At 73.2% G+C, this 26,655-nt stretch carries 22 protein-coding genes; 2 read left to right on the plus strand and 20 right to left on the minus strand.

The features are described from left to right. From ABZ671_RS12115 to ABZ671_RS12160, 10 genes are all read right to left on the minus strand, one after another. A complete protein-coding gene (locus tag ABZ671_RS12115) occupies nucleotides 1-1,206 on the minus strand; it encodes an argininosuccinate synthase (protein WP_357855447.1) in 1,206 nt (401 codons plus the stop codon). Beyond that, nucleotides 1,203-1,718: an arginine repressor gene (locus tag ABZ671_RS12120; RefSeq protein WP_357855450.1), complete on the minus strand. Its 516-nt coding sequence runs from the start codon at nucleotides 1,716-1,718 to the stop codon at nucleotides 1,203-1,205. The genes ABZ671_RS12115 and ABZ671_RS12120 overlap by 4 nt, the downstream gene beginning before the upstream one ends. Beyond that, a complete protein-coding gene (argF, locus tag ABZ671_RS12125) occupies nucleotides 1,715-2,641 on the minus strand; it encodes an ornithine carbamoyltransferase (protein ID WP_357855453.1) in 927 nt (308 codons plus the stop codon). The genes ABZ671_RS12120 and argF overlap by 4 nt, the downstream gene beginning before the upstream one ends. After that, entirely contained in the window at nucleotides 2,638-3,909 is a 1,272-nt protein-coding gene (locus tag ABZ671_RS12130) for an acetylornithine transaminase (protein ID WP_357855456.1), read from the minus strand. Before ABZ671_RS12130 ends, argF begins: the two co-directional genes overlap by 4 nt. Next, a complete protein-coding gene (argB, locus tag ABZ671_RS12135; RefSeq protein WP_357855459.1) occupies nucleotides 3,906-4,793 on the minus strand; it encodes an acetylglutamate kinase in 888 nt (295 codons plus the stop codon). Before argB ends, ABZ671_RS12130 begins: the two co-directional genes overlap by 4 nt. Next, a complete protein-coding gene (argJ, locus tag ABZ671_RS12140) occupies nucleotides 4,790-5,962 on the minus strand; it encodes a bifunctional glutamate N-acetyltransferase/amino-acid acetyltransferase ArgJ (protein ID WP_357855462.1) in 1,173 nt (390 codons plus the stop codon). The genes argB and argJ overlap by 4 nt, the downstream gene beginning before the upstream one ends. Further along, the gene (argC, locus tag ABZ671_RS12145) at nucleotides 5,959-6,960 is read right to left on the minus strand and encodes an N-acetyl-gamma-glutamyl-phosphate reductase (protein ID WP_357855465.1); all 1,002 of its coding nucleotides are present in this window, start codon (nucleotides 6,958-6,960) and stop codon (nucleotides 5,959-5,961) included. The genes argJ and argC overlap by 4 nt, the downstream gene beginning before the upstream one ends. 115 nt (nucleotides 6,961-7,075) lie before the next feature. Continuing rightward, nucleotides 7,076-8,278: a low temperature requirement protein A gene (locus ABZ671_RS12150; RefSeq protein ID WP_357855468.1), complete on the minus strand. Its 1,203-nt coding sequence runs from the start codon at nucleotides 8,276-8,278 to the stop codon at nucleotides 7,076-7,078. A 71-nt stretch (nucleotides 8,279-8,349) separates the two neighbouring features. Beyond that, a complete protein-coding gene (locus ABZ671_RS12155; RefSeq protein ID WP_357855471.1) occupies nucleotides 8,350-8,478 on the minus strand; it encodes a hypothetical protein in 129 nt (42 codons plus the stop codon). Beyond that, the gene (locus ABZ671_RS12160) at nucleotides 8,475-9,800 is read right to left on the minus strand and encodes an amidohydrolase (RefSeq protein WP_357855474.1); all 1,326 of its coding nucleotides are present in this window, start codon (nucleotides 9,798-9,800) and stop codon (nucleotides 8,475-8,477) included. The genes ABZ671_RS12155 and ABZ671_RS12160 overlap by 4 nt, the downstream gene beginning before the upstream one ends. A gap of 149 nt (nucleotides 9,801-9,949) precedes the next feature. Between ABZ671_RS12160 and ABZ671_RS12165 the strand changes: the two genes are divergently transcribed. Together ABZ671_RS12165 and ABZ671_RS12170 are read left to right on the plus strand one after the other, a co-directional pair. Further along, nucleotides 9,950-10,126 (plus strand): thiazolylpeptide-type bacteriocin, encoded by a 177-nt coding sequence (locus ABZ671_RS12165; RefSeq protein ID WP_357855477.1) that lies wholly within the window; start codon nucleotides 9,950-9,952, stop codon nucleotides 10,124-10,126. 245 nt (nucleotides 10,127-10,371) lie between these two features. Then, a complete protein-coding gene (locus ABZ671_RS12170; protein ID WP_357855480.1) occupies nucleotides 10,372-10,548 on the plus strand; it encodes a thiazolylpeptide-type bacteriocin in 177 nt (58 codons plus the stop codon). A 69-nt stretch (nucleotides 10,549-10,617) separates the two neighbouring features. Here the strand turns inward: ABZ671_RS12170 and ABZ671_RS12175 are convergent, their stop codons facing one another. The 10 genes from ABZ671_RS12175 to ABZ671_RS12220 are packed head-to-tail and all read right to left on the minus strand — an operon-like array spanning nucleotide 10,618 to nucleotide 26,655. Continuing rightward, complete coding sequence (locus ABZ671_RS12175; RefSeq protein WP_357855483.1) at nucleotides 10,618-12,552, minus strand: TOMM precursor leader peptide-binding protein; 1,935 nt, start codon at nucleotides 12,550-12,552, stop codon at nucleotides 10,618-10,620. Further along, on the minus strand, nucleotides 12,549-13,304 hold the full coding sequence (locus ABZ671_RS12180; RefSeq protein WP_357855486.1) for an ABC transporter permease: 756 nt from the start codon (nucleotides 13,302-13,304) through the stop codon (nucleotides 12,549-12,551). The genes ABZ671_RS12175 and ABZ671_RS12180 overlap by 4 nt, the downstream gene beginning before the upstream one ends. Further along, a complete protein-coding gene (locus ABZ671_RS12185; RefSeq protein WP_357855489.1) occupies nucleotides 13,301-14,227 on the minus strand; it encodes an ABC transporter ATP-binding protein in 927 nt (308 codons plus the stop codon). Before ABZ671_RS12185 ends, ABZ671_RS12180 begins: the two co-directional genes overlap by 4 nt. Then, nucleotides 14,224-15,390: a peptidase M50 gene (locus tag ABZ671_RS12190; protein ID WP_357855492.1), complete on the minus strand. Its 1,167-nt coding sequence runs from the start codon at nucleotides 15,388-15,390 to the stop codon at nucleotides 14,224-14,226. The genes ABZ671_RS12185 and ABZ671_RS12190 overlap by 4 nt, the downstream gene beginning before the upstream one ends. Beyond that, a complete protein-coding gene (locus tag ABZ671_RS12195; protein ID WP_357855495.1) occupies nucleotides 15,387-16,460 on the minus strand; it encodes a lantibiotic dehydratase C-terminal domain-containing protein in 1,074 nt (357 codons plus the stop codon). The genes ABZ671_RS12190 and ABZ671_RS12195 overlap by 4 nt, the downstream gene beginning before the upstream one ends. After that, nucleotides 16,457-19,189, minus strand: coding sequence for a lantibiotic dehydratase (locus ABZ671_RS12200; protein WP_357855498.1), 2,733 nt, complete (start codon nucleotides 19,187-19,189; stop codon nucleotides 16,457-16,459). The genes ABZ671_RS12195 and ABZ671_RS12200 overlap by 4 nt, the downstream gene beginning before the upstream one ends. Beyond that, nucleotides 19,186-20,778 (minus strand): SagB family peptide dehydrogenase, encoded by a 1,593-nt coding sequence (locus ABZ671_RS12205; protein WP_357855501.1) that lies wholly within the window; start codon nucleotides 20,776-20,778, stop codon nucleotides 19,186-19,188. The genes ABZ671_RS12200 and ABZ671_RS12205 overlap by 4 nt, the downstream gene beginning before the upstream one ends. A gap of 8 nt (nucleotides 20,779-20,786) precedes the next feature. Beyond that, nucleotides 20,787-22,667 carry a TOMM precursor leader peptide-binding protein gene (locus tag ABZ671_RS12210; RefSeq protein ID WP_357855504.1) on the minus strand — a complete coding sequence of 627 codons (1,881 nt, stop codon included), beginning with the start codon at nucleotides 22,665-22,667 and terminating at the stop codon, nucleotides 20,787-20,789. Next, complete coding sequence (locus ABZ671_RS12215; protein ID WP_357855507.1) at nucleotides 22,664-24,838, minus strand: TOMM precursor leader peptide-binding protein; 2,175 nt, start codon at nucleotides 24,836-24,838, stop codon at nucleotides 22,664-22,666. Before ABZ671_RS12215 ends, ABZ671_RS12210 begins: the two co-directional genes overlap by 4 nt. Beyond that, nucleotides 24,838-26,655, minus strand: a complete 1,818-nt coding sequence (locus tag ABZ671_RS12220) for a BTAD domain-containing putative transcriptional regulator (RefSeq protein WP_357855510.1) — start codon at nucleotides 26,653-26,655, stop codon at nucleotides 24,838-24,840. The genes ABZ671_RS12215 and ABZ671_RS12220 overlap by 1 nt, the downstream gene beginning before the upstream one ends.

The raw sequence follows: 26,655 nt of genomic DNA on the forward strand, positions 1-26,655 counted from the left end.
TCAGGCGCCGCCGAGCCGGGCGTCCCGCGCGGCGGCCATCCTGCTGGGCAGGCCCCACAGCTGCACGAACCCCTTGGCAAGGGACTGGTCGAAAGTGTCACCGGTGTCGTAGGTGGCCAGGCCGAAGTCGTAGAGGCTGGACTCGGAGCGCCGGCCGGTGACGGTGGCCCGACCGCTGTGCAGGGTGAGGCGCACCTCGCCGGTGACGTGTCGCTGGGCATCGTCGATGAAAGCGTCGAGCGCCAGCTTCAGCGGCGAGAACCACAGGCCGTCGTAGACCAGCTCGCCCCAGCGCTGGTCGACGCCGCGCTTGAACCGGGCCAGGTCCCGCTCGACCGTGACGTTCTCCAACTCCTGATGGGCGGTGATCAGGGCGATCGCGCCCGGGGCCTCGTAGACCTCGCGGCTCTTGATGCCCACGAGGCGGTCCTCGACCATGTCGAGCCGGCCGACGCCCTGGGCGCCGGCGCGCCGGTTGAGCTCCAGGATCGCCTGGTACGGGGTGACCGTCTCGCCGTCGATGGCGACGGGCACGCCGGCGTCGAAGGTGATGACCACCTCGTCGGCGTCCCGCTCCTGCGTCGGGTCGGCGGTGTAGGAGTAGACAGCCTCGACGGGTGCGTTCCAGATGTCCTCCAGGAAGCCGGTCTCGACCGCGCGGCCCCACAGGTTCTGATCGATGGAGTACGGCGACCTGGCCGACACGTCGATCGGCAGCCCCTTCTCCTCGGCGAAGGCGATCGCCTTGTCCCGGGTCCAGGCGAAGTCCCGGGCCGGTGCGATGATCTTCAGGTCGGGCGCGAGCGCGCCCAGGCCGACCTCGAAGCGAACCTGGTCGTTGCCCTTGCCGGTGCAGCCGTGCGACACGATCGTGCCGCCGTGCTTCGTCGCGGCGGCGACCAGATGCTTGACGATCAGCGGCCGGGACAACGCCGAGACCAGCGGATAGCGGTCCATGTAGAGGGCATTGGCGCGGATCGCCGGCAGGCAGTACTCGGCGGCGAACTCGTCGCGCGCGTCGACCACCTCCGACTCGACCGCGCCGCAGTCCAGCGCGCGCTGCCGGATGACGTTCATGTCCTCGCCGCCCTGGCCGACGTCGACCGCGACCGCGATCACCTCGGCGCCGGTCTGCTCGGTCAGGTACGGAATGGCGACGGAGGTGTCGAGACCCCCGGAGTACGCCAGGACGACCCGCTCGGTCATGGTGTGGTATTCCCTTCAACGTTTTCTTCCCGGCCGGCCCACGCGGCGAGCTTGTCGCCCAACGCGGCGCCGCCGACGGCCTCGCGGGCCACGACGAGGATGGTGTCGTCGCCGGCGATGGTGCCGACGACCTCGGGCAGGCCCGCTCGGTCCAACGCGCTGGCCAGGTAGTGGGCTGCGCCCGGCGGGGTGCGCAGGACGGCGATGTTGCCGCTGGCGTCGACCCCGTTGAGCAGTTCGCGCAGCAGCCGGACGAGCCGGGCCGGGGCGTTCTCGGCCTCGCGCAGCGGCCGGTGGCCGTCCTCGGGGATCAGGTAGACGGCACGCCCGTCGCCGCCGCGGGCGGTGACCGCCCCCAGTTCCTTCAGGTCCCGGGAGAGGGTGGCCTGGGTGACCTGGATGCCGTCGCCGGCGAGCAGGTCGGCCAGGTCGGTCTGCGAGTGGATCGCCTTGTCGCGGATCAGCTCGACGATGCGGGCGTGCCGGGCGGCGCGGGTCAGCGGGGCGGTCATGTCGATGCCTCCAGGAGAAAGGTCAGCAGCGCCTTCTGGGCGTGCAGGCGATTCTCCGCCTCGTCGAAGACCGCGCTGCGCGGCCCGTCGAGCACCTCGTCGGTGATCTCCTCGCCCCGGTGGGCGGGCAGGCAGTGCAGCACGATGACCTCCGCCGAGGCGTGGCCGAGCAGCGCGTCGTTGACCTGGTAGGGCAGGAACGGGGTGAGCCGGTCCAGCCCGTCGGCCTCCTGGCCCATCGAGGTCCAGGTGTCGGTGGCGACGACGTCCGCGCCACGGACCGCGTCGACCGGGTCGGTGAGCGCGCGGACCGACCCGCCGGTGCCGGCGGCGATCTTCTCGGCCCGGGCGACCACCTCGGGGTCGGGCTGGAAACCGGCCGGCCCGGCGACCCGGACGTGCATCCCGGCGGTCGCCCCGGCCAGCAGGTACGAGTGCGCCATGTTGTTCGCCGCGTCCCCGACGTACGCCAGGGTGCGCCCGGCGGTCGCGCCGAACCGTTCCCGGACGGTGAGCAGGTCCGCGAGGAGCTGGCACGGGTGGTAGGTGTCGGTGAGCGCGTTGACCACCGGCACGGTGGCGTGCGCGGCGACCTCGGCGATCCGGTCGTCGCCGTGGGTGCGCAGCACGATCGCCGCCACGTAGCGGGACAGCACCCGACCGGCGTCGGCCAGGGTCTCGCCCCGCCCGAAGTGGGTGACCTGGGTGTCCACCACGAGCGGGTGCCCGCCCAGCTCGGCGATGCCGACGTCGAAGGAGATCCGGGTCCGCAGGCTCTGCTTGTCGAAGAGCACCGCCACCGACTTCGGCCCGGCCAGGGGCCGCAGCGCGAACCGGTCGGCCTTCATCCGGGCGGCCAGGTCGAGCACGGCCGACTGCTCGGCGGGGGTCAGGTCGTCGTCCCGCAGAAAGTGCCGGATCATGCCGTTACCTCCGTCGTGGTCGGGCTCGTCGGTGCCGGGCTGGTGGAGATCTTGGAGGATTTCGGCCCCTGGAGGGGCCATTTCCCTCCAAGATCCGCGGCGGGCGCCGCGGCGTCGAGGGCTGCCGGGAGGGCCGCGAGGAAGGCGTCGGCCTGGTCGGGGGTGAGGATCAGCGGCGGGGCCAACCGGACCACATCGGGCTGCACCGGGTTGACCAGGAAACCGGCGTCGCGCAGGGCGGTGGTCACCGCTGCGGAGACCGGCTCGGCGAGTACGACGCCGAGCAGCAGGCCGGCGCCGCGGACCTCGGCGACGAGCGGGTGCCCGAGCGTCTCGATCCCGCGCCGCAGCCGCTCGCCGGTCCGCTTGACGTGGTCGAGCAGCCCCTCGTTGGCGATGGTGGCGACCACGGCGAGGGCGGCCGCGCAGCTGACCGGGTTACCGCCGAAGGTGGTGCCGTGTGAGCCGGGGTCGAGCAGGTCGGCGGCCCGACCGAAGGCCAGGCAGGCGCCGATGGGCAGGCCGCCGCCGAGCCCCTTGGCCAGGGTGACGACATCCGGCTCGACACCCTCGGCCTGGTGGGCGAACCAGTGCCCGGTGCGACCGATGCCGGTCTGCACCTCGTCCAGCACCAGCAGCGCGCCGTGCGCGGCGGTGATCCGCCGGGCCTCGGCCAGGTAGCCGGCCGGCGGCACGACGACGCCGTTCTCACCCTGGATCGGCTCGATGATCACCATGGCGGTGGCGTCGGTGACGGCCGCGGCCAAGGCGGCGGCGTCGCCGTACCGGACGTGGGTCACCTCGCCCGGGAGCGGGCGGAACGGGTCGGCCTTGGCCGGCTGGCCGGTGAGCGCCAGGGCACCCATGGTCCGGCCGTGGAACCCGCCCTGGGCGGCGACCACGTGGGTACGCCCGGTGAGCCGGGAGAGCTTGAACGCGGCCTCGTTCGCCTCGGCGCCGGAGTTGGCGAAGAACACCCGCCCGGCGCGGCCGGCCAGGGCCAGCAGCAGTTCGGCGAGGGCGACCGGCGGCTCGGCGACGAACAGGTTGGACACGTGCCCGAGGGTGGCGACCTGCTTGGAGACGGCGGCCACCACGGCCGGGTGGGCGTGGCCGAGGGCGTTGACGGCGATGCCGCCGAGCAGGTCGACGTACTCCCGGCCGGCCTCGTCGACCACGACGGCGCCGGAGCCGGAGACGAGCGCCAGCGGCGGAGTGCCGTAGTTGTTCATCAGGGCCTGGCCCCAGCGTTCGACCAGCGTGCTCATGACGCGATCACCATCGTGCCGAACCCTTCCGAGGTGAACACCTCGAGCAGCGTGGAGTGAGCGACCCGGCCATCGACGACGTGCGCGGCGGGCACTCCCCCGCGCACCGCCCGCAGGCAGGCCTCCATCTTCGGGACCATCCCCGACTCCAGGGACGGCAGTAGTTTCGCCAGGTCGTCGGTGCTGATCTCACTGACCAGGCTGGACGTGTCGGGCCAGTCCGCGTACAGGCCGGGGACGTCGGTGAGCACGACCAGCTTGCGCGCGTCGAGGGCGACCGCGAGCGCGGCGGCGGCGGTGTCGGCGTTGAGGTTGTGCAGCACCCCGTCGGCGTCCGGCGCGACGGTGGAGATGACCGGGATCCGGCCGGCCGCGATCAGGTCGGCCACCGCCGAGATGTCCACCGACTCCACGTCGCCGACCTGGCCGACGTCGACCGGCTCCCCGTCCACGTACGCGGGGCGGCGCACGGCGGTGAACAGCCCGGCGTCCTCGCCGGAGAGCCCGACGGCGAACGGCCCGTGCGCGTTGATCAGCCCGACCAGTTCCCGGCCGACCTGCCCCACGAGGACCATTCGCACGACGTCCATCGCCTCGGGGGTGGTGACCCGCAGGCCGCCCTTGAACTCGCTGGCGATGCCGAGCCGGCCCAGCATGGCGGAGATCTGCGGCCCACCGCCGTGCACGACGACCGGCTTGAGGCCGGCGTACCGGAGGAAGACCATGTCGGCGGCGAAGGCACGCTGCAGTTCGGGGTCGACCATGGCGTTGCCGCCGTACTTGACCACGACGGTGGCGCCGGAGAAACGGGCCAGCCAGGGCAGGGCCTCGATCAGCGTCTCGGCCTTGGCCTGGGCCCGGGTGAGGTCGGCGGTGAGGCTCATGTCGAGTAGGCCGAGTTCTCGTGCACGTACGCGTGGGACAGGTCGTTGGTCCAGATGGTCGCCGCCGCGTCCCCGGCGTGCAGGTCGATCCGGATGGTGACGTCCCGACCGGTGAGGTCGACCTTGGAGCGGTCCTCGGCGGCGGCCCCGCCCCGGCACACCCACACCCCGTTGACCGCGACGTCCACGTCGTCCGGGTCGAACCTGGCGGCGGTGGTGCCGACCGCGGCGAGGATCCGGCCCCAGTTCGGGTCGTTGCCGAACAGCGCGGTCTTGACCAGGTTGTTCCGGGCCACCGACCGGCCGACCTCGACCGCGTCCTCCTCGCCGGCGGCGCCGACGACGTCGATGGCGATCTGCTTGGTGGCGCCCTCGGCGTCGGCGATGAGCTGCTGGGCCAGGTCGTGGCAGGCGGCGGTGACCGCGGCGGTCAGCTCGGCCTCGCTGGGCTCGATGCCGGACGCGCCGCTGGCCAGCAGCAGCACCGTGTCGTTGGTGGACATGCAGCCGTCGGAGTCGATCCGGTCGAAGGTGACCCGGGTGGCGGCCCGCAGCGCGGCGTCGAGGATCCCCGGTCCGGCCACCGCGTCGGTGGTGAGGACGCAGAGCATGGTGGCCATCGCGGGGGCGAGCATGCCGGCGCCCTTGGCCATGCCGCCGACGGTCCAGCCGCTGCCCTTGGCCACGGTGGTCTTGGGACGGGTGTCGGTGGTCATGATCGCCTCGGCGGCCGGTTGGCCGCCGTCGCGCGACAGCCCGCGCACGGCGGCGCGTACGCCGGCGAGCAGGGCGGGCATGGGGAGCCGCTCGCCGATCAGGCCGGTGGAGCAGACCGCGACCTCGCCCGCGCCGAGCATCAGCCGGGGGCTGCTCGCGGTGAGCGCGGCGGCGGTGCGCTCGGCGGTGGCGTGGGTGTCCTGGAAGCCGGCCGGGCCGGTGCAGGCGTTGGCGCCGCCGGAGTTGAGCACCACGGCACGGACCACACCACCGTGGACGACCTGCTGGGTCCAGCGCACCGGCGCCGCCTTGACCCGGTTGGCGGTGAAGACGCCGGCGACCCCGGCGTCGGGCCCGTCGTTGACGACGAGGGCGATGTCGCTGGCGCCGCTGGCCTTGAGGCCGGCGGCGACACCGGCGGCGCGGAAGCCTCGGGGGGTGGTGACGGTCACGGTGCCACTCCAAAGACGGAAAGGCCGGTGGTCTCGGGGAGCCCGAGCATGAGGTTGGCGTTCTGCACGGCCTGTCCGGCCGCGCCCTTGCCCAGGTTGTCGATGGCGCTGACCACGAGCACCCGGCCGGAGTCGACGTCGAGCGTCGCCTGCAGGTGGCAGGAGTTCGAGCCGGCGGTGGCGGCGGTGTGCGGCCACGCCCCCTCGGGCAGCAGGTGCACGAAGGGTGCGTCCGCGTACGCCCGCTTGAGCACCTCGCGCGGGTCGGCGTCGCCGGTGGGGACGGCGGTGACGGTGGCGAGGATGCCGCGCGGCATGGGCGCGAGGACGGGGGTGAAGGAGACGCTGGTCGCCCCGGTGGCCTGTTTGATCTCGGGCACGTGCTGGTGGGCGCCGACCTTGTAGGGCGACAGGTCGCCCATCACCTCGCTGCCCAGCAGGTGGGCCTTCGCGGCCCGGCCGGCGCCGGAGGTGCCGGAGGCGGCGACCACCACCACGTCGGTGGGGCGGACCGCGCCGGCGGCGATCAGCGGGGCGAGGGCCAGGGTGGTGGCGACCGCGTAGCAGCCGGTGCTGGCCACCCGGGTCGCGGCGGCGATCGCGGCGCGCTGGCCGGGCAGCTCAGGCAGGCCGTAGGTCCAGGCGCCGGCGTGCGGGCCGCCGTAGTAGCGGGCCCAGGCGTCCGCGTCGCGCAGCCGGTGGTCGGCGCCGAGGTCGACCACCTTGACCGTCGGGGGGAGGGCTGCGGCGAGGGCCGCCGATTCGCCGTGCGGCAGGGCCAGGAAGACCAGGTCCGCGTCGGCCAGGGTGGCCGGGTCGGTCGCCCTGAGCACCAGGTCCAGCCCGGCGAGCTGCGGGTGTACGGCGGCGACGGGCTGGCCGGCCTGGGTGTGGGCGGTGGCCGCGACGAGGTCGAGCTCGGGGTGCCCGGCGAGCAGGCGGAGCAGTTCACCGCCGGCGTACCCGCTCGCCCCGGCGACCGCTACCCGGATACCCATACCCACCTCCGCATGACTATGCAAGAGACGCTAACAGGGGCGACCGGCCACTGCAAGTTCATACGGCGGAATGCATGAAATTCGACGACTGGCGTTCACGCCGCGGTCGCCGTCCTCACCCCTTGCGGGGCAGGCCGGGCGGGGGCGCCATCTCTCGCGGGAACACCCGCCAACTGATCACGTTCGCGGTGGCGACGCCGACCAGCACGACGGCGGCGGCCACGGCCACCAGCAGGGGCGGCAGCAACAGGGCCACCGGGATCAGGACCGCGAGCGCCAGCAGTCCGCTCGGCCTCGACCAGGAGACCCGGCTGAAGCCGGCGTAGTCGAGCATTCCTCGGCCGACCAGGAACAACGCCGGTCCGCCGAGAGTGACCGCGACCAGGGACGGCGCGGCCTCGCCGAGGGGATGCGAGATGGTCAACCGGTCCCCCACCGCGCTGACCGCGACGCCGACCACCATGAGCAGGTGCGCGTACGACGCGAGGTCGCCGACGTACGCCGGGGCCCGGGACGACGCGATGGCGGCAGGGAGCAGCTCACCCGCCCGGTAGTAGTAGATCTGCCAGAACAGCACGGTGATCACGAAGGCCACCACCAGCGCGACCGTCCGATCGCGTTGGAAGCCGTACGGGCTGATCTGGATGCCCGAGATCAAAATGCTCTCCCCGAAGGCGATGATGAGCACCTGCCGATAACGCTCCGTCAGGTGTCCCTCCGCGATCGGCTGCCCCCGCAGTCCCGCGCGACCCAGCCAGGGGGTCGGGAAGTCGAGCAGCCCGCCGGCATAGTCGATGAAGACCGCCACCGTCCACCAGACCAGCCGCGCGCCGTCGCGGGCGAAGATCCCGGCGAGCCACGGCACCGCCGACAGGCACGCCCAGAAGACGATCCGGACACTGACCAGGCGCGCGTACGGACCCCCGCCGCCGAACAGCACGAGCCAGAGATGCCGGAGCACCTCGATCGCGACGAAGACCCCCGCGAAGACGACCCCGCGCTCCCGATAGGCCGCCGGCAGGGCGGCCGCCATCAGCAGGGCGCCGAACATGGTCACGATGACCATGACCTGGATCATCGGCCGGGTGGGGTCGTACCGGTTGGCCGTCCAGGCCATGCGATACCAGAGCCACCACAGGGCCAGGGTCAGCACCATCGCCGAATAGAAGCCGTACCAGTTCAGCTGCTCGACCAGCCGGTCGGAGAGGCGGGTGAAAGCGAACACGAGCACCACGTCGAAGAGCAGCTCGACGAAGCCGGCCCGGCTCGGCGGCTCCCGGCTACCCGGCAGCTCAGCCGCCTCACCCCGCATGGCCATTTGGGTCTGCCCTACTTATCCCCTTTGGCCCAGTATTCCACGGCGGCAGCGACCGCGGCAGCCGGACGGAGTCAGTCCCTCGTTCGCGACCGCCGCTCCAGCCGGGCCTGACCCCGCCGGTGCCGCAGCATCATCCAGGTCAGCGCGATGACCAGCCCGGCGAAGATCCAGATCAGGGCCATCAGTTCGTAGAATTTCATTGTTTCCCACCCAACTCGCCAGGGGCGGCTCCCGCCACCCGAATCCCCGGTTCAAGCACCGTCAACGCGGCGACGACCAGTGCCCCGATGCCGGCCGGCAGGGCCAGTTCGACGCTCGGAGCGAAGGCCCCGCTGTGATTCGTCGGCAGACTGCCGAGCTTCTCGGCCGCGCTCGCACCGGCTGCCGCCCGCCACTGGCGCGGCCCGACCGTGCCGAGCATCCAGTAACTGCTCGGGATGTCGGCGGCCAGGAGTGGGAAGTCCTCGGACGCCAGGGACGGCGGCCACCAGGCGACCCGTTCCGCACCGAACGCCTCCTCGTGGGCGGCCCGCACCCGTGCGGTCACCGCCGGGTCGCCCTGGTAGGCCGGGGCCCGTGACACCACCCGTATCCGCGGCTCAACCGGGCTGCCGGCGGCCTCGCAGGCGGCCCGCACGGTGCGCATCGCGCTCGCCAGGACGCGGTCCAGCGTCTGATCGGACAACGCCCGGATCGTCACCCCGAGCGTGGCGTGGTCGGCGATGACACCCGGATGCCGGCCGGCCCGCAGGGTGCCCACGGTGAGCGCCACCTGATCGGCGGGGCTCACCTGCCGGGCCACGATCGCCTGCAGCTGCACGACGATGCTCGCCGCCAGCACCACCGGGTCCACGCACAGGTGCGGCGTGGCGGCGTGGCCGCCCCGCCCGGTCACGGTGACATCCAGGGTGACGCTGCCGGCCGTCATCGGGCCGGCGCCATGCGCCACCATTCCCGCCGGCAGTGGTGCCGCGTGCTGGGCGAGGACGAGGTCGGGACGGCCGAACCGCTCGTAGAGGCCATCATCGAGCATGGCCGCCGCGCCCTGCAGGGTCTCCTCGGCCGGCTGCCCCAGGACGAGGAGGGTCCCCCGCCAGCAGTGCCGGTTGCGAGCCAGGTGGGCGGCGGCGCCGACGGCCGCGGCCAGGTGCAGGTCGTGCCCGCAGGCGTGCATGACCGGCACGACCTGGCCGTCGGCATCGATGCCGGTGGCGGTGCTGGCGTACGGCAGCCCGGTCACCTCGGCGACGGGCAGCGCGTCGAGCTCGGCGCGAAGCAGCGCCGTCGAGCCGATCCCGTTGGTGAGGACGCCGACGACCCCGTGCCCGCCGACCCCGGTCGTGACCTGGCAGCCGATCTCTCGCAGCGCCGCCGCGAACCGGGCGGCGGTACGTTCTTCCCGCCCGGACAGCTCCGGGTGCGCGTGCAGGTCTCGGTAGAGCAGGCCCGCACCGGCGACGAGGTCCGGATCGAGCGTCGGACCCGCTGCGCGGACCCGGGCCTGCGGTGCGGGTGACGCCATGGTGCAAGCCAAGTACAGGGTGCTGTCATCCCGCTGTCGTCGGTTGACAGCGGGCTGAAACTGCGGGCGAAAGCGATCGGTGAGCGCCCTGGGGTGTGCTTACGCCCAGGGCCGGACGCGCCGGCCGAACACGACCGTGGGGAGTCATCATGACGCCTGAGACCGACCTCAACGCCCTCGCCGAGGAGATCATGGAGCTGGAGTCGGAGACCTTCGCGATCTCCGACTACGCCGACGCGTCCGAGGCGATCCTCGCCTCCTGCTCCTCGTCGGGCACCACCTCGACCTGCAGCAGCACCACCTCGACCACCAGCTGCTGCGGCTGACCGAGGGCAACTGCGCGTAGGGCCGCCCGGGAGGGCGGTCCTACGTGTGTGCAGCCACTGGTGGCCGGCCCAGGGGAACGTGCCGGTCAAGCCATGGAGCAAGCCAGGTACAGACTGCTGTCAATCCGCTGTCACGGGTTGACAGCGGAATGGGGCCGCAGCCGAAGGCGATCGGTGAGCGCCCTGGGGTCTGCTTACGCCGGAGGCCGGACACGCCGGCCGAACCCCGACCGCTGGGAGGCATCATGGCGCCCGAGACCGACCTCAACGCCCTCGCCGAGGAGATCATGGAGCTGGAGTCGGAGACCTTCGCGATCTCCGACTACGCCGACGCGTCCGAGGCGATCCTCGCCTCCTGCTCCTCGTCGGCCACCACCTCGACCTGCAGCAGCACCACCTCCACCACCAGCTGCTCGGCCTGACCGAAGCCAGCTGCACGTCGGGCCGCCCGACCGGGCGGCCCGACGCGTGCGTACCCGGAGGCGGCCGGCTTACGGGAACGGGTGCGGCACGAGACGCAGATCGTTGTCGGTGCGGGCGCCATCGGCCAGGCCCGCCGCCTGCGGCGCCGTGCGCAGCCGCGGCATCTGCAGGGCCCGCTGCCGGGTCCAGCCGAAGTCGATCGGCAGCAGCCCGGGCACGATCATGCACACCGAGCGGAGCCCGATGGTCTCCTGCTCCGGTGTGGTCTGGTCGACCATGATCGCCTCGAACCCGCGCTCCCGCAGGGTGTCGAGCACCCGGTGGAGGTCGTCGCGCAGGTCCCCGCCGCCCGTCGGGTGGTAGCCGGCGTACACCTGCTCCATGGGCAGCGGCTCACCGCCCCGCAGGTACGTGCCGGCGTGCTGCGCCATCCGCGGCAGGCCGAACAGCGCCGAGTGGTCCGGCAGCCGGCGCACGAGGGTGTAGTCGTCGGCCATCTGCTCCAGCTCGGCCCGGCGGCGACGCACCGTGCCGGGCTGATGGGGGATGTAGGTGAGCGTTTCGGCGAGCGCGCCGGCGACGGCCTGATGCGGGTCGACGTGGGCCGCGGCGGCGAACGACAGCAGGCCGGGACCACCGTCGTGGCGTACGGCGAGGCTGGTGACGACGGGAACGTCGAGGTCGATCCGGTTGTCGAAGGCGAGCAGGCGATACCCCTGCAGCTCGGCCCGGTCGGCCATCGCCCGCACCGCCGGCGGGCCGCAGGACAGGTCGATCCGGGGCAGGGTCAGGTTGCCGTACCAGGCCAGCAGGAACGCGTCGCGCTCGATCAGCTCCAGCAGCCCGAACAGGGCCGCCTCCGCCAGGCAGCTGCCGGTGGCGCAGCCGCTGGAGGACGACAGCACGAAGGTGTCGTCCGCGGCCGGCGAGCTGTAGAAGCAGAGCCGGCGTGGCACCAGCACCGGCCGGTCGGTGTGCAGGTTGTGGCCCCACACCCACGGTATCGGCCGGTCCGGCGAGAACGGGCGCAGGATCGGGTCGGTGCCGTACACGGCGTCGGGCAGGGTGCCGCAGCTGTCGGGGTGCAGGGCGTCCGCGCTGACGTCCGCGTAGGCCGCGACGACCGGGGTCACGTTGCGCCGCCGGTGCGTGCCCGCGTAACGCTCCAGGCCCTCCAGGTACGCGAGTGACCGGCTGGCGTCGTAGCCGGTCGACTGGCCGCTCCAGGAGACGTCGAGCAGCCCGCCGTAGCCGCGGATGAAGACGCTGCCGGTGACCGGCGCGGTGGTGGGTGAGGTGATGGTGAGCTGGGTGCCCGCCCCCAGGGCTCCGCAGACGGGGTTGACCAGCGCGGTCTCCGGCATCGGGTAGCCACCGGCGGGGCGGAGGCGGTACGAGTCGGGATGCGGTTTCGGCCGTGGCTGCCACAGGCTCGCCGGGTCGGTGGGCGTGTCGGGCCGCGGGACCGAGCACGTCGGGCAGCGCGGCTCGGTCAGGATCGGGTACGTCCGCACCCGCAGGCTGCCGAGGTCGAGTTGGCTGACCCGGGCGAGCGGGGCGCTGTGCCGGTCCCAGGTGGGCGGCGGTGGCAGCGGCGGGCCGGCGTGGACGGCCCGGTAGAGGTCCCAGACCGCGTCGAGCTGGTAGGCGGTCAGCGGCGGCCACGGACCGACCGCGGTCATCCCGTCGCCGACCTCCAGGGCGTCGCGTTCGCTGCGGGTGCGTAGCCGTTGCCACCGGACGGCCAGGCAGTGCCCGCACGCCGGGTGCGCCGCAGTGCCGCCCAGCGGGCCGATCAGCACGGCGTCCGCGCTGAGGTGCACGGTGGCGTCGCGGCGGTCCGGCTGCGGCCCGGCGAGCGCGTTGCCCCCGCCCAGCGTCACGACGCGCGGTTCACGGCCCGTGGGCTGCGCCGTCCAGCGGTCGTGCAGGTGGTCACGCAGCCGGGCCGCGGCGGAGGACAGCGGAGCAGTCGGCACTGCCGCCGCCGCGGTCGTGGTCACTTGTCGTGGCTCCAGCGGAAGGTACGCACGCCGATGGCCGCGAACACGACGGCGAAGGCGACCAGTGCGCCGCACGCCAGCAGGTAGTCGTTCATCGTGCCGAACCCGGTGAACGCGTACGCCATGCCGTCGTTGACGTAGCGCAGCGGCAGGGCCCGCGAGATTCCCTGCAGCCAGCCCGGCATGAGTTCGAGCGGGTAGAACGAGCCGGACAGGAACGCCATCGGCACCACGATGCAGTTGGCGATCGCGGCGACCGCCTCGGGGGTGTCCGCCCGGGAGCCGACGATCAGGCCGAGGGCCAGGAACGCCGTGACCGCGAGCAGCATCACCGGCACCGACAGCGGCCACTTCGGGTCGGGACGCATGCCGAGGAACGGCAGCATGGCAATGCCGACGAAGAGCAGGCTCTGGGCCACGCCGATGGCGAGCGCGACGACGTAGCGGGAGCCGATCACCGACCAGATGCTGGTCGGGGAGAGCCGAATGATGCGCAGCAGGTCGTCGTTGCGCCACTGCATCAGGGTGAACGACACCCCGAACAGGGCGGCGCTGGCCAGACCCCAGGACAGGACGCCCGGGGCGATGAAATCGATGTAGCCGTGGCCGGTCTCGGCGACCTCCTGGTTGCGGAAGATCAGCCCGAAGATGAGCAGGAACACGAGCGGGAACGCGAAGGTGAAGAAGAGTGTCGTGGCGTCCCGGACGGTTGCCTTGTAGGTGGCTCGGGACAGTGCGGCGTACGCGCTCATGCTTGCGGCGCTCCCATCAGCTTGAGGTAGACGTCTTCCAGGGTGGCGGGCCGGGTCTCCACGTCGTCCAGGCTGCCCTCGGCGCCGAGCGCGGCCAGCACCCGGGCGGCCTGTGTCGTACGCAGGACGACGGCGCCGTCCTCAAGGTCGACGCCGTCGACGCCGTCGAGCTGGCCGGCCCGCTCAGGGCTGAGCCGGCCGGGGGGCACGACCAGCCGGGTGCCGACGCCGGAACGGGCGATCAGCTCCCGGGGAGCGTCGAGGGCGAGGATGCGCCCGGCGGCGAGGATGGCGACCCGGTCGCACAGCCCCTGCGCCTCGTCGAGGTGGTGGGTGGTGTAGACGATGGTCTTGCCGATGGCCTTGAGTTGCCGCAACATCTGCCCGAGGTCGCGGCGGGCCTGCGGGTCCAGTGCGGCGGTGGGCTCGTCCAAGAAGATCACCTGCGGGTCGTGCACGAGCGCCGAGGCGATGGCCAGGCGCTGGCGCTGGCCGCCGGAGACGTTGGTGACCCGCACGTTGGCCGAAGCGGTCAGCCCGACCAGTTCCAGCGCCCGGTCGGCGGCGGACGCGGGCAGGCCGTACAGCGCGGCGACCGTCACCAGATGCTCGCGGGCGGTCAGTCGGGTGAAGAACGCCGAGCGCTGGGTCTGCACACCGATGCGGGGCAGCAGGGCGAGGTTGCGCGGGGCCGGCGACATGCCCAGGACGGTCACGCTGCCGCTGTCGGGGGTGCGCAGGCCCTCGATCATCTCGATGAGCGTCGTCTTGCCCGCCCCGTTGGGCCCGAGCAGACCGAAGAACTCGCCGCGGCTGATCGAGACCGAGATGTCGTCAACCGCCCTCACCTCGCCATACGACTTGCTCACTGCGTCCAGCACGATGGCTGGACCGTCGGTGGGTGACATTGGCTCGCCTTTCACTGGTTGTCCTGCCGGAGAGGTTGGGGCGGCGACGGGTCGGTGGGGCGGACGCGTCGGGGCCGGGCCAGCCAGCCGGCGATCGTCAGGCCGACGATCGCGGCGGGCAGGACGTAGCCGAGCGCGCCGAGACCGGGCTCGAGCCACGCGCCAACGAAGTAGATCACGGTGACGGCGACCGTGGCGACCGCGAATATCCACCAGAGACCGTAGAGGCCGAGACAGATCGCGGCCCGACGCGGGTAGCGGGTGCCGGCTCGCCGCAGCAGCCGCCGAGGCGCCGTGTACAGGTAGCGGCGGCTCTCCGGGGCCAGGTCCAGCGCGCCCAGCAGTTGGCTGAGGATCTTGTAACCGTCCAGTGGCGACAGGGGGATGAAGTTGACCAGCGTCTGGGCCGCGCCGAGGAGAACGTACGCGCTGAACAGCCGGCCGGTGGAACCGCCCGGCGCGGCCGCGAGCGCGGCGCCGGCGAGCAGCAGGAACAGGCCGTTGGCCACCCCGCCGGCAGCCGCGATCACCACCTGCTCCCGACGTCGCGGCAGATACTGGTAGTCGTCGACCCGGCAGGTGAGGGTGGCCAGGTTGATGCGGTTGACGGTGGCTCCGAAGTGCACGGCCGCCACCGCGTGGGCGAACTCGTGCAGCGCGGCCCCGAGCCAGGCGAGCGGCACCAGCACGAGCAGGCTGACGGGGTCGGTGAACGCCGGGCGCGCGGCCTGCCAGAGCGGGTCCAGGCGCAGCACGACGCCCGCCAGCACGGCGGCGACGAGCACGCCCAGCAGCGCGAAGACCGTCGGGTGCAGCACCCACCGCAGCCGACGGGCCCACCAGCCGACCGCCCGGTGTCGCGGGGGTGTCGCCACCGGCTCGGCGGGTTCGCTGCTGAGCAGGTCGCGCTCGTGCAGCAGCCAGAGCAGCCGGATCCAGTGTTCGTCGCCGAGCCGGCGGCCGAACTCGGCGGCGTACTCGGCGGTGATCTCGGCCAGCGAGCGCATGCCGTCGAGGCGGCGGAAGAGGAACTGTTCCTTGGCCGCGATCTCGAACGCGCGCCCGTTGCGGCGGTCCTTGATCAGGTAGACGGTGGCGGCCCCGCGCTGCAACGGCCGCGAGAAGATCAACTCCTCGCGCAGTCGGGGGCGTTTGGCCAGCAGACCCGGGCCGGTCACGCCGGCACCTCCGGGTCGCGCAGCACCCGCGCGAGCAGATAGGACAGGTACGCCTCGTCGCGGATGGTGGCGTGCAGCCGGTTGTTGGTCATGTGCAGGTACGGCGAGAGCAGCGCCGCGAGCGCCTCGCCCGGATCGGTGATGACCCGGTCCCCGCCGCCGCTCCACGTGCTGACGGTCAACCGACCGGACCCGGCCAGGTCAAGCACCTTCCCCTTGAGCAGCACGGCGTGTTCGGCCCAGCCGCGCAGGAAGCCCGGCAGGCGCTGGATCTCGCCCCGCTCGACGAGGGCGAGGATCAGCTTCACCCGGCGGCCCAGCTCGGCGGCCACACCGTCGTACATGCGGGTGTACTCGTCGATCCCGATGAGGCTGGTGCCGGCGAACGCGCGGTGCCAGAACTGGTGGTACCGGTCGAGAAAGTCGACAAGTTCCTCCCGGTCGGTCAGGAACGTGCCCGCCAGCACCGTCATCAGCTGCGCGGCGACGCCCAACAGCACCGGGCGCAGATGCAGGTTCATCGACGAGATGGCCCGCAGGACCACGTCGCTGGAGTGCTGGAAGTGCCACTCGGCGACCTCGATGCCCTCGGGCCCGCCGTACTTGCCGTATTCCGGCTCGTAGGGCCGGTAGCTGAAGGAGTTGTTCGGCTGCAGCAGCATCTGCCCGTTCGCGTCGACCAGCTCCGGCGGCCTGCCGGCGGGAAACTCCAGCGCGAAGAGGATGTCGTAGAGCTCCCGCAGGTAGCCGGCGCCCATCGTGTAGAGCGCCGGGCGGGTGGCGAGGAACCGGCTGACCGCCGCCTCGGCCTGCGCCCGCACCGCCGGCTCGTCGGCGGGGGTGCGCGGACGCAGCCGCAGCCGCACGTGCGGCCCCTCCAACCAGTAGTTGATGAAGAAGTGGCCGGCGAGCAGCCCCTGCTCGGTCAGGTCGCGGACCAGCGGTGCGACGCACTCGACCAGCAGGGGCTGCGGGTTGGCCGCATAGAAGACGTGCAGGGCGAGCCACTGCCCACGCGGGTCGGTGGCCCGGTCGACGTCGAGTGGCGCGGCGCCGGCGGACGCGGTCATGGGGTCTCCCTGGGGTCGGTACGGAAGGTCTCCACGGCCAGCTCACAGACGTGGTCGCCGCGCTCGCTGCGGGCCGCCAGCTCGTGCGCGGCGGGCAGCATCTCGCGGAGCACGATCCGGTCGTCCGGCGCGTCGAGCGCGGCGCGCAACGCCTGCAACGACAGCGGGCTGTCGAAGTCGACGTACTGCGGCTTCGGATTGGCCACCAGCCGGCCCGGCTCGGCCGGGTAGACGGTGGCGAACACCTGCGGCGGCACGCCGTGTCGCACGCGCCACCGGCGCCAGTCGAGGAAGGCCGTCGGTTCGGCCGCGGGATCGCCCGCGTCCGGCAGGTCGCGTACCCGCACCGACCAGCTGCGGCGGCTGAGCACGAGGTTGCCGGCGCGCAGCCGCGGTCGCGTGGTGACACCGTCGCGGCCGGTCACGGCGGGCACGCCGCGCCACACGTCGAGCCGCGCCATCGACGCCGGCGACAACAGCAGGAGGGCACGCGGGATCTGCGGCAGCGCCATCGGCACCAGATAGCCGAGATAGACGGGGATGACCTCCCGGTCGAGACGGGTGGACCGCAGGACGATCCGGTCGGTGTCCGGCTCGTGCACGAGGTACAGGTCGTCGAGGGTGAGCTGCCGTTCCGGGGGGACGCTGCTGGTCTCGCCCGGACAGACGATGACGTAGTCGGTGAGCCTCGCGTGCAGGTTCAGATTGGTGGTGGCGGACCCGCCGGTCAGCTCCGCGAACACCGCGCCGGCCGGCGTGATCGCGCTCGCCTGCCGGCGCAGCCGGTCCGCGAGCGTCGGGGTGTCGCCGTCGAAGCAGTGGGTGAAGCGGCTGAACGGGAACGACAGTCCACCGAACGACTGGTTGAGCACCACGAGCGGGTCCGGGTCGCGCAGGGCCAGCTGCACGAAGTGCCCCTGCGGATGGAAACCACGGGTGGTGTCGCCGAGCATCGCGCCCACGTCGTCGAGCAGGTCCGCGGGCAGCAGCAGCTCGGCCTGGTCCGGGTGGGCCTCGGCGAGCGTACGCAGTCGGGCGGCGAAGGCCTGCCGGGCCTCATCCAGCGCGGTCATCTCGGGCCGGCCCAGCCAGTTCTCCTCCGGCGTGTACGTGCCGTCGTCGGCGAACGGACGACGCCCGGCGGTGTAGGAGGAGTACTGGTCGTAGAGGTCGTCGTGGAAGTCCTCGACCAGGCGCAGCAGGTCGACGCAGCGACCGCCGACGCCGAACCGGGCCAGGAAGAACCCGTGGAACATGATCCGGTGTGGCAGGTTCTGGTCGAAGGCGGGCAGGATCCGTTCCACCGCGGCGAGGTCGGTGCCGACCAGCCGCTGCCAGGCCTCGGCGGACACGACGACCGGGGCGCCGCCGACGCGGCTGTCCTCGTACAGCAGGGTCTGCGGCAGGGCCGCGTCCGGCTCGCCGAGGGCCGCCATCGCCGCACGCAGCGCGACCCGCAGCGTGTGCAGCAGGTCCCGGCGCCGCTCGAGGTCGCCGTGCCGGTAGGCGTCGACCAACCCCACGATCTCGTCGAGCCGGTCGGCGAGCTCGCGGGCCCAGGGCCGGTCGAGCTTTCCCAGCGTGCCGGCCAGCGACCGCATCGGATCCGGGGTGTGCACGTCGGTGTCCAGGCCCACCAGCCGGAGCATGCCCAGCCGCAGCAGAGTCGACAGGTACGCCTCGCCGTCCTCCCGGGCGGCGCCGGTCCGCTCGCACAGCCGGTCCACCAGGTCGGCGCAGCGGATCGTGCCGCGGTCCTGCAGCAGGGCGGTGAGCTCGTCCAGGACCCCGCTGCGGCGCAGGAAGAACAGCCCGTCCCGCACCGAGTCGAAGCTGACCACGGCGCTGTCGTCGCCGGCGGTGACCCAGTGGCGCACGTAGCGGATCCGGTCGTCGTCGCGGCGCCAGCCCGGGCTCAGCGCCACCGGCAGGTCGCCGCGTCGCCGCGGATCGGCGCTGATCAGGTCGGCCAGGCGGGCGACGAGCACGACGTTGAGGCGGACCTGGCGCGGCCAGTCCTCGCCGACGGTGATGTCCAGCCCCGGCCCGGTGTCGTCGAAGCGGCCGAGGGCGACCGCGGTGAAGGTGCTGAACGGGCTGGTCTTGCACGCGGTGCGGTAGAGGTAGGACAGCAGCGAGCGCTCGACGCGGCGGGTCCGCTTGTTGGCCGGGCGGGTCAGGTCCGGCCGGGCGGCCGTGGCGAGCTGCCCGTCGAGGGTCGGCGAGGCGAGTTGCAGGCCGCCGCGCAGACGCGGCTCGTCGGCCAGGCGCCACAGGTGCGCGCGGGTCCGGGCGACGTCGGCGGCGAACACCGCGGCGCCGTCGTCCTCGAGCCGGGCGAGCCGCGCGCGCAGCTCCAACCACTGGCGCACCAGCGGCAGCGCCGACGGGCGGGCGCGTTCGACCGCGGCGAGTGCCGGCTCGGGGGAGGCGGGCAGGACGTTGTTGAAGATCTGCCGCCGCAGGGCCAGCAGGCGTCGCCGGGAGTGCTCGTCCTCGTTGGCGTTGACGAGGTCGTGCAGCAGCTGGCTGACCTCCTCCCCGTCGGCCGCGAGCCGGTCGTGCAGGGCGAGCACGGAGTCGGCCCATTCGCAGGCCTGGGGGCAGCGGAGCGGGTCGACCGCCGACAGGGGCAGGCCGGCGACCCGGGCGGTGAAGTAGGACCCCGTCCGCCAGTCGGCGGAGGCGGCGGGCCGGAGCGGGCTCGGCACCCGCGTTGCCGGTGTCACCGCAGCTCGAAACGGTAGTCGCCGAGCTGGCTGCGCTCGTGGCCGGCGAGCATGATGAGCAGCGGGAACTCGCCGGTGTCGGCGAGCCCCAACTCCTCGACGTACGAGACGTTGTCGAAGCCCAGCGCCACCCCCGCGCCGAGGCGCAGCGCCGAGGCGGCCGTGTAGAAGGTCTGGGAGATCGCCCCGACGGTGGCGTTGACGAGGTTGTAGCCCCGGTCGCCGGTGGCGTCCAGCACGGCATGGGTGCGTACGGTCGGGACGAGAACGACCGCGGCCTGTTCCAGGTTGTAGTTGGCCAGGAAGTAGTTCCGCTGGAGGAAGTCGCCCGGCGGGCCGTCGGTGCCCCGGACCAGGGCGTGTTCCTCGGGGTCGTACTCGTAGCCCCCGGCGGGCACGCCGGTGACATGGTTGACGAAGGCGTAGATCTTGGCCAGCGGACGGTCGGCGTCGCCGTCGATCTCGCAGGGCACGGTGGTGCCGGCCGTCGCCCGCAGCAGCGCCGCGAGGTGTTCCGCCGAGATCGGCCGGCGGGCCGAGAACCGGCCGAAGCTGCTGCGGCGGTCCGCGAGAGCGGCGCTGACGGGTAGCTCCATCGGCGCGGCGGGTGGCAGCGGCAGGCGGGCCCGGCCCGTCGGCGCCGGGTGCGCGGCGGCCGCCGCGAGGGCCCCGATCGGCGGCCGGTCGACGGCCACGGCGGTGCTGCGGTTGATCTGCCGCAGCGTGGCAAAACTGAGCACGGTGCGGGACCGCTCCTGGTCGGTGTGGCGGACCCGCACGGCCGCCGGCGTCGGCGCGTCCACCGCAGCGGCCGGGGCGGTCCCGGCCCAGGTCAGGGGCACGACCGCGAACAGCGCCTCGTCGTCGGGCGCGAGCCCGAGCAGGTCGGCGAGGGCGGCCTGGTCGAACCACAGGATCGGCCGGATCCGTCGACCCTGGGCGCCGGCCCACAGTCGCCAGGTCTGCAGCAGGGTGCCCACGTCCATCGACACGGCGTGGTAGGAGAAGTTGTTGTATTTGAAAGCGTTCTGCCAGAACTTGACCCCGATGACCAGGAACTGGCCGGCGGGCTGACGCGGGCCGACCGCCGCGTTCACCCGGGCGGTGACGTCACCGGCCAGCAGTCGCTGCATGGCGTGGCGGGCATGGGCGTAGTAGTAGACGCCGGGGCTGACCCCGGCGCCGGGCCCCGCGACCCAGTAGACGCTGCACGGGTAGAGGCCGCCGCCGGAGGCGGTGCCGCGGTGCCAGTTGGCGTGGGCGTACGAGGGCAGCGCGGCGAGGTCGGTGTTGGCCTGGATGCCGAGCCGACGCCCGAGCAGCCCGTACGAGTCGTGCAGCATGCCGGCCAGCAGCGCCAACGTGAACGGCTCGTCGGCGGCTCCGGGGCCGTGCAACGCGGCGTCCAGATCGGCGGTGACCGCCGACGCGGCCGGCAGCGGAAAGGCGGTCGCCTCCGGGTAGTACTTGCCGCGCCGGGGCGCGTCGGCCCAGTTGGGGGTGAAGTCGACCGGAGGCATCGGATCACGGCCGCGGCGCAGGATCGCGGTCGCGTACGCGTGGGCGAAGCCGGGGATCTCAGGCGTCATGGCGCACCTCACGGGAACGGGTGGGGAACGGAGTGGATCTCGTCGTCGTGCAGGTCGCGGTCGAGCAGCCCGGCGCTGCGGAAGGCGGTCCGCAGCCGCCGCGAGTGTGGGGCGCGCTGGCGCAGCCACCCGAAGTCGATCGGCAGGAGCCCCGGTACGACCACGCTGGCGGTGGCCAGGCCCAGGTCGCGCTGTTCGGGCGTGGTCTGGTTGACGGCGATCACGTCGAAGCCCTGCGCGGTCACCGCCTTGAGGCAGTACTCGAGGTCGTCGCGGAGATCGCCGGAGACGGGCGGGGCGGGGCGGTCCCGCTCGTACAGGTCGCCCATCGGCAGCGGGCGCGGGCCACGCTCCAACAGGAACGCGGCGTGGTGCGCCATCTCGGGCAGGCCGTACAGCAACGGGTGGTCGTGCAGGCCCTGCACCTGGGAGAAGTCGGCCACCATCCGGCGCAGGCGGGCCTCGTCTGCGCCGGCGCGGACCCGGACCATCACCGAGTCGGTGGCGATCTCGCACAGGGCCGCCGTGATCGCGGCCTGCGGGTCGAGGCTCGCCCCGCCCCCGAACGCCAGCGTGCCGAGGCCACCGTCCTCGCGGGTGGCCACCGCGGTGACCACCGGGATGTCGAAGGTCATCCGGGTGTCGAAGAACCTGGCCCGGTAGCCGTACATGGCCAGCCGGTCGATCATCATGCGGGTCTGCGGTCGTTCGATGCTGGCCGGATCGATCTCCGGCAGCGACCGGGCGCCGTACCAGGCCAGCAGGAAGGCGTCCCGCTCGACCGCCTCCATCAGGCCGTGGTAAACCGCCTCCACCAGCGACGCGCCGGAGGCGCACCCGTTGGACGTCTCCTGGACGAAGCGTTCCTCGACGCTGGCCGAGTGGTAGTAGACGAGGACCTCGGGCACCAGCAGCGGTCGCTGGTCCCGCAGCGACCAGCCCCAGACCCAGGTGATCGGCCGCTCCGGATCGAATCGGTGCACGTACGGGTTGGCCTGGTAGAACTCGTCGGGGTAGAGCCCGCACGCGCGGGGGTCGAGGGCGTCCTCGCCCAGTTCGCGCAGGGTCGCGGTGACCACGGTGCGCTTGGTTCGTGGGCGCAGTCCCGCGGCGCGTTCGAGACCTTCCAGCACGGCGATGCGGCCGCTGCGCCGGTAGCCGTCGGCGTGCCCGCCGTACAGCGTCTCCCGCAGGTAGCGGCCGCTGCGCAGGGTGAAGGAGCCGACCGCAGGGGAGGTCGACAACGAGGTGACGTCCTGCCACAGGGTGGCGCCGAGCGCACCGCAGACCGGGTTGGCGAAGGCCTCGACGTCCAACGGGTAGTCGTCCAGGTCGTGGCCGCGGAACGTGCCCGGCGCGCTCTTCGGCGTGGCCCGCAGCTCGATCGTGGCCAGCTCGGGCGCGTCGGCGACACCCCCGCCGCACCCGGGGCACTCCGGGTCGGCCACCAGCGGAATCCGGTGCACCCGCAGGGTGTGCAGGTCGACCTGGAACACCGTGCTCGGGCTGCCGCCGTCGCGGGTGGCGGTGGTGCGGCGCGCCTCGATCAGGGCGTGCAGGAAGTCCGCGACGAACGGGGTCGCGTACGGCCACGGACCGGCCGCGACGGTGTCTCCGCCGAGTTCGACCGCGTCCCGCAGATCGCGGTGCCGCACCGCCTGCCAGCGCCGCGCCAGGCAGGTCCCGCACGCCGCCGCCTGCGGTGCCGGCCCGAGCAGCGCCACATGCCCGTACAGCAGCACGCGGGGGGAGCGAGCGGGCCGGGCAGGCGCGGTCAGCTCGTCGCGTGTCCCCAGTGGGACCACCTCGGCGTCACAGCCGCGCTCGGCGAGCAGACGCGCCAGGCCGGCGCAGATCAGCTCGTCGGTCGTCGCGGGCGTGGCGCTCATCGGTCATCCTCGGTCAGCAGCACCTTGACCGCGACGAGCCCGCCGGCCGCCAGGTCCGCGCCACTGACGGGCGCCACGAGGACGTCGTGGCCGTGCTCCCGCAGCCGGCGCAGCACATCGGCCCAGCGGCTGTCCCCGCCGGCGCCCGCCGCCGTCTCGCCGTGCGCCGCGACGGTACCGGCGTCGAAGTCACCCAACATCGGGTCACCGACGTCCGGGACCAGCTCCGGAGCCTGTTCGCGCAGCTGCGCCTGGCCCAGCAGGTCGCGCAGCGCGGCGACGGCCGCCACCGTCCACACCGGGTCGGCGCCGAGGGCGTACGACCACTGACCGCGCGTCTGGTCCCGGTAGCGTGCCAGCAGCACCGGCAACCCGGTGGCGGGCTGGCCGCCCAGGTCGAGCAGCTCCATCGTGATGCCGAGGTTCGCCGCCGACTTGGTCAGGAAAACCAGCTCGGGATGGGTGCCGACGGTGTCGAGGCGGACCTGCCGCGCCACGGCTCGACCGTCGACGACCTGCCGCAGCGCGTGATAGGCGAGCGCGGAGGCCAGCCCGGCCCGGACCGCTTCGGCGAGGTCGCCGCCCGCTCCCCCGCCGGCGCAGGTCGGCTCCGCGCCGCGGCCCCGGTTGGCCGCCCCGAACGGCTCCAGCACCGCCGTCGGCACCGCCGCCACCTGGCCGGTGAGCAGCGAACGGGCCGCGGCCCAGGCGTCCGAGGCGGGGTCGCCCCAGCCCGAGGCGAGACCGAGCCGAGCGGCGTCGAGCCGGGGCGCGTCGTCGGGGGCCGGCCGGGCGACGGCGGCGTGGCCGGTGGCGGTCACGGCCGCCACCCGCAGCGCCCGCAGCCGGGCCGCGGCGACGTGATGGACGTCGAAGGCGCTCACGGTACGGCGACGGCCGCTGCCGTCGGTGAACTCCACCGCGCCGATCTTGACAGGGGTCTGGTCCCACTGCTCGTCGTCGTACCGGCGGAACACACCCAGGTGCGGCTGGAGCAGCGGCTGGTGGGCGGCCAGCCGGGCCACGGCCTCCTGCGCCTGCGCATCCTCCTCCTCGTCGGTCTCGGCGGGCGTGACGTCCAGCTCGACGTCGTCCCACGGCAGCTCCGGCGGCTCCGGTCGACAGAAGACACACCCGGGGTGGCTCAGCAGCGGCTCGGCCAGGACATCGAGCGACGCGAGGTGCTGCACGAGCACCCTGCCGTCGGTCTCCGCCGGGAGCACCCCGGTGGTGAGCCGGAAGACCTCGTACGCCAGCAGGTTGCCGACCATCGCCGCCAGCGGACCGTCCGGCTGGGCGACCGTCGGCGCGGCACCGGACGGTAGCGCCGCGGCCCGCCACACGTGCCCGGCGGCCCCGGTCGCGTCGTTGTCGGCGAGTCGCATCATCGCGCAGCACCAGCAGCCCCGCCGCCCCTCGCCCTGCACCGGGCCCACCAGCATGCGCCCCCCGGCGACCCAGGCCGGCAGGAGCAGCCGATCCTCCGGGATGCCCGCGGCCAGTAGCCGCAGGGTGTCGCGGGGAGCGTCGTCGCCGGCCGCCACGACGACGATGTCCGCCGACTCCAGTGCCGACCATCCGATGTCGATGCTCACACCGCTCAGCTCCGCGACCGTCGCGGCGCAACCCGCCGCACTCAGCTCGGCCAGTTCCGCCGAGAGCGACGGCGCGACCGCAGGCGACACCGTCACGGTGGCGGCACCGTTGCGCAGCAGGGCGGCGGCGCACGCCCGGGCGACCGGGCCCGTGCCCAGCACCGCGACGCGAGTCGCGCGGAACGCGGCGAACCGCTGCGGCGCCCGGTCGATGTAGTGGTCGAGGTAGGCGATCTGGGCGGCGAAATGCTCGGCCACGGCCGGCTCCAGGATCGCCGACGGGTCACCGTCCGCTGCCGGGACGTCACGAGCGAAGCCGCGCGCGTAGAGCGCGCTGACCAGCTCGCCGATCATGGCGCGCTGCGCGGCGGGCAGCGGGGCGCAGATGTCGACGACCCTGTTGCGTCCGTTCAGGTGCGGAACGAGCAGTGACGCCAGCCGGTACGCGGTGGCGGAGGAGAGCCGGAAGCCGCTGTTGGCATTGTGGAACAGCACCCCGTCCTCGGTTCGGGTGAACAGCACATCGTGGCGCATCCGCGGGCGTGTCTGCGCCACCGTGTCGTAGGCAGTGCTCATCAAAGAGATCCCTTCGCTCGGTACGGGGGTGGTGGCGGACCCTGGGGTGGTGCGTGACGGTCGGCGGCATCCCGTGCGTGCAGCCGCAGCAGGTCCCGGATCCAGTAGTGGTCGGCGGCCTCTTCCACCAGGCTGTGGTCGACGAGTTGGTCGAGGAGGTCGCGGGCCGCGGCTGGTTCGACGCCGAGCAGCTCCGCAGCCCGGTCCGCGGTGATCCGGTCGGCGGCCGAGGCGGTCAGCCGGACGAACGCCCCCGCCAGCCGTTCTCCCGCCCTCGCCAGCGCGGCGTCGAGGCGGAACCGGAGCGACATATCCGGATCACCGGGCAGGCTCAGCCGGCCGACGGGGTCGGCGCGCAGCCATTCGACCGCTTCCGCGAGGGTCATGCGGGCCCGCAGGAGAATACGGGTGGCGGCGATGCGCAGGGCCAACGGCAGGTGCTCGCACAGCGCCGCGAGGTCCGCCGCGGCCTGCGGTTCGTCGCTGACCCGCTCAGGTCCCAGCGCCCCGTCGAGCATCCGGAGGGAGTCGGCGGGTTCGAGTGGCTCGACCCGATGCAGCCAGCCACCGAGCCGCGCGACCAGACCGGACAGGCTCGGCCGGCTCGTCAGGAGCAGGACGTCGCCGGGGGCCAGCAGTGCCGGCAGTTCCCGTGCCTGCGTGGCGTCGGCGACGTCGTCGACCAGCAGCAGCCGTGGGCCGGTGCGGACGCCGTGGCCGCCGATCGCGGCCAGCAGCTGCCGCTCGGCGTGCTCGATCGGCGGGACGGCACCCGTCGCGGGCCCCATCTCCACCGACAGCTGACCGCCGGGGAAGTCGTCGGCGACGAGCTGCGCGACGTGCCGCGCCAGCGCGGTCTTGCCGACGCCCGGCGGGCCGCTGAGCACCACGATCGGGGCACCCGCGCGCAGTCGGTCGGAGATGGTGCGGCAGAGCGCGACCCGGCCGATGAAGCCGGGTGCGACCGTGGGGTGACCGAGTGGGGCGGCGGGTCGCGCCACCGGGCCGGCCGGGGCGGGCGGCTCGCCGCGCAGGATGGTCAGCTCCAGCTCGCGCAGCGCGGGGCCGGGGCCGACGCCGAGTTCGTTGCCGAGATGCTCCCTGACTCTGCGCAGTTCCGCCAACGCGTCGGCCTGCCGGCCGGCCCGGTACAGCACCTCGATGAGCTGCTCGGAGAACCGTTCGTTCGCGGGATAGGCGCGGGTCGCGGCCCACAGGTCCACCAGCACCGAACGGTCGCGGCCCAGCCCGATCTTCAGGTCGCAGACCCGCTCGATCACCCGGACGCGCTCCTCGCTGATGCGGGGCACGACGTCCCGGTGCAGTGACTCCGACGGCACATTGGCCAGCACCGGGTCGCTCCACAGCGCGAGCGCCTCTTCCAGCATGGCCAGTTCGGCCTCGGGGTCCGGTTCGTCGCGGGTCTGGCTGATCAGGTCACGGAAGCGCATCAGGTCGACGGTGGCCGGGGTGGCCGTGATGCGGTAGCCCCCGGGCACTGTCTTGATCACGCTGCCGGTGATGCCGTGCCGGGTGAACAGCTGCCGAAGTCGGAGCGCGCACGTCTGCAGCGCGGCCTTGGCCGAGGATGGCCGTTCGTCGCCCCAGATCACCTGTTGCAGGGTGGCGACCGACACCACCTCGTCGGGATGCAGCAGCAGCGCCGCCAGGAGCGAGGCCACCTTCGACGACGGCAGGACCAGCGCGTCGGCGCCGCTGGTGAGCGTCAGCGGACCGAGCACGCGGAACGCCGCCGTCGGCGTGGACGCCGGTGGCGTGGCACGCCGCCCGGGCGGGCTCACCGCTGCACGCTCCAT

This window comes from Micromonospora sp. NPDC006766, from assembly GCF_040636055.1.
Taxonomy (GTDB): Bacteria; Actinomycetota; Actinomycetes; order Mycobacteriales; family Micromonosporaceae; genus Micromonospora.

What these genes read in the sequence shown, in the direction of transcription:
- ABZ671_RS12160 (WP_357855474.1), bottom strand. Translation starts at nt 9,800, where the DNA reads ATGGCGTCACCCGCACCGCAGGCCCGGGTCCGCGCAGCGGGTCCGACG.
- ABZ671_RS12150 (WP_357855468.1), bottom strand. Translation starts at nt 8,278, where the DNA reads ATGGCCATGCGGGGTGAGGCGGCTGAGCTGCCGGGTAGCCGGGAGCCG.
- ABZ671_RS12215 (WP_357855507.1), bottom strand. Translation starts at nt 24,838, where the DNA reads ATGAGCACTGCCTACGACACGGTGGCGCAGACACGCCCGCGGATGCGC.
- ABZ671_RS12155 (WP_357855471.1), bottom strand. Translation starts at nt 8,478, where the DNA reads ATGAAATTCTACGAACTGATGGCCCTGATCTGGATCTTCGCCGGGCTG.
- ABZ671_RS12195 (WP_357855495.1), bottom strand. Translation starts at nt 16,460, where the DNA reads ATGACCGCGTCCGCCGGCGCCGCGCCACTCGACGTCGACCGGGCCACC.
- argF (WP_357855453.1), bottom strand. Translation starts at nt 2,641, where the DNA reads ATGATCCGGCACTTTCTGCGGGACGACGACCTGACCCCCGCCGAGCAG.
- argC (WP_357855465.1), bottom strand. Translation starts at nt 6,960, where the DNA reads ATGGGTATCCGGGTAGCGGTCGCCGGGGCGAGCGGGTACGCCGGCGGT.
- ABZ671_RS12120 (WP_357855450.1), bottom strand. Translation starts at nt 1,718, where the DNA reads ATGACCGCCCCGCTGACCCGCGCCGCCCGGCACGCCCGCATCGTCGAG.
- ABZ671_RS12180 (WP_357855486.1), bottom strand. Translation starts at nt 13,304, where the DNA reads ATGAGCGCGTACGCCGCACTGTCCCGAGCCACCTACAAGGCAACCGTC.
- ABZ671_RS12205 (WP_357855501.1), bottom strand. Translation starts at nt 20,778, where the DNA reads ATGACGCCTGAGATCCCCGGCTTCGCCCACGCGTACGCGACCGCGATC.
- ABZ671_RS12170 (WP_357855480.1), top strand. Translation starts at nt 10,372, where the DNA reads ATGGCGCCCGAGACCGACCTCAACGCCCTCGCCGAGGAGATCATGGAG.
- ABZ671_RS12220 (WP_357855510.1), bottom strand. Translation starts at nt 26,655, where the DNA reads ATGGAGCGTGCAGCGGTGAGCCCGCCCGGGCGGCGTGCCACGCCACCG.
- ABZ671_RS12130 (WP_357855456.1), bottom strand. Translation starts at nt 3,909, where the DNA reads ATGAGCACGCTGGTCGAACGCTGGGGCCAGGCCCTGATGAACAACTAC.
- ABZ671_RS12165 (WP_357855477.1), top strand. Translation starts at nt 9,950, where the DNA reads ATGACGCCTGAGACCGACCTCAACGCCCTCGCCGAGGAGATCATGGAG.
- argB (WP_357855459.1), bottom strand. Translation starts at nt 4,793, where the DNA reads ATGAGCCTCACCGCCGACCTCACCCGGGCCCAGGCCAAGGCCGAGACG.
- ABZ671_RS12115 (WP_357855447.1), bottom strand. Translation starts at nt 1,206, where the DNA reads ATGACCGAGCGGGTCGTCCTGGCGTACTCCGGGGGTCTCGACACCTCC.
- ABZ671_RS12210 (WP_357855504.1), bottom strand. Translation starts at nt 22,667, where the DNA reads ATGAGCGCCACGCCCGCGACGACCGACGAGCTGATCTGCGCCGGCCTG.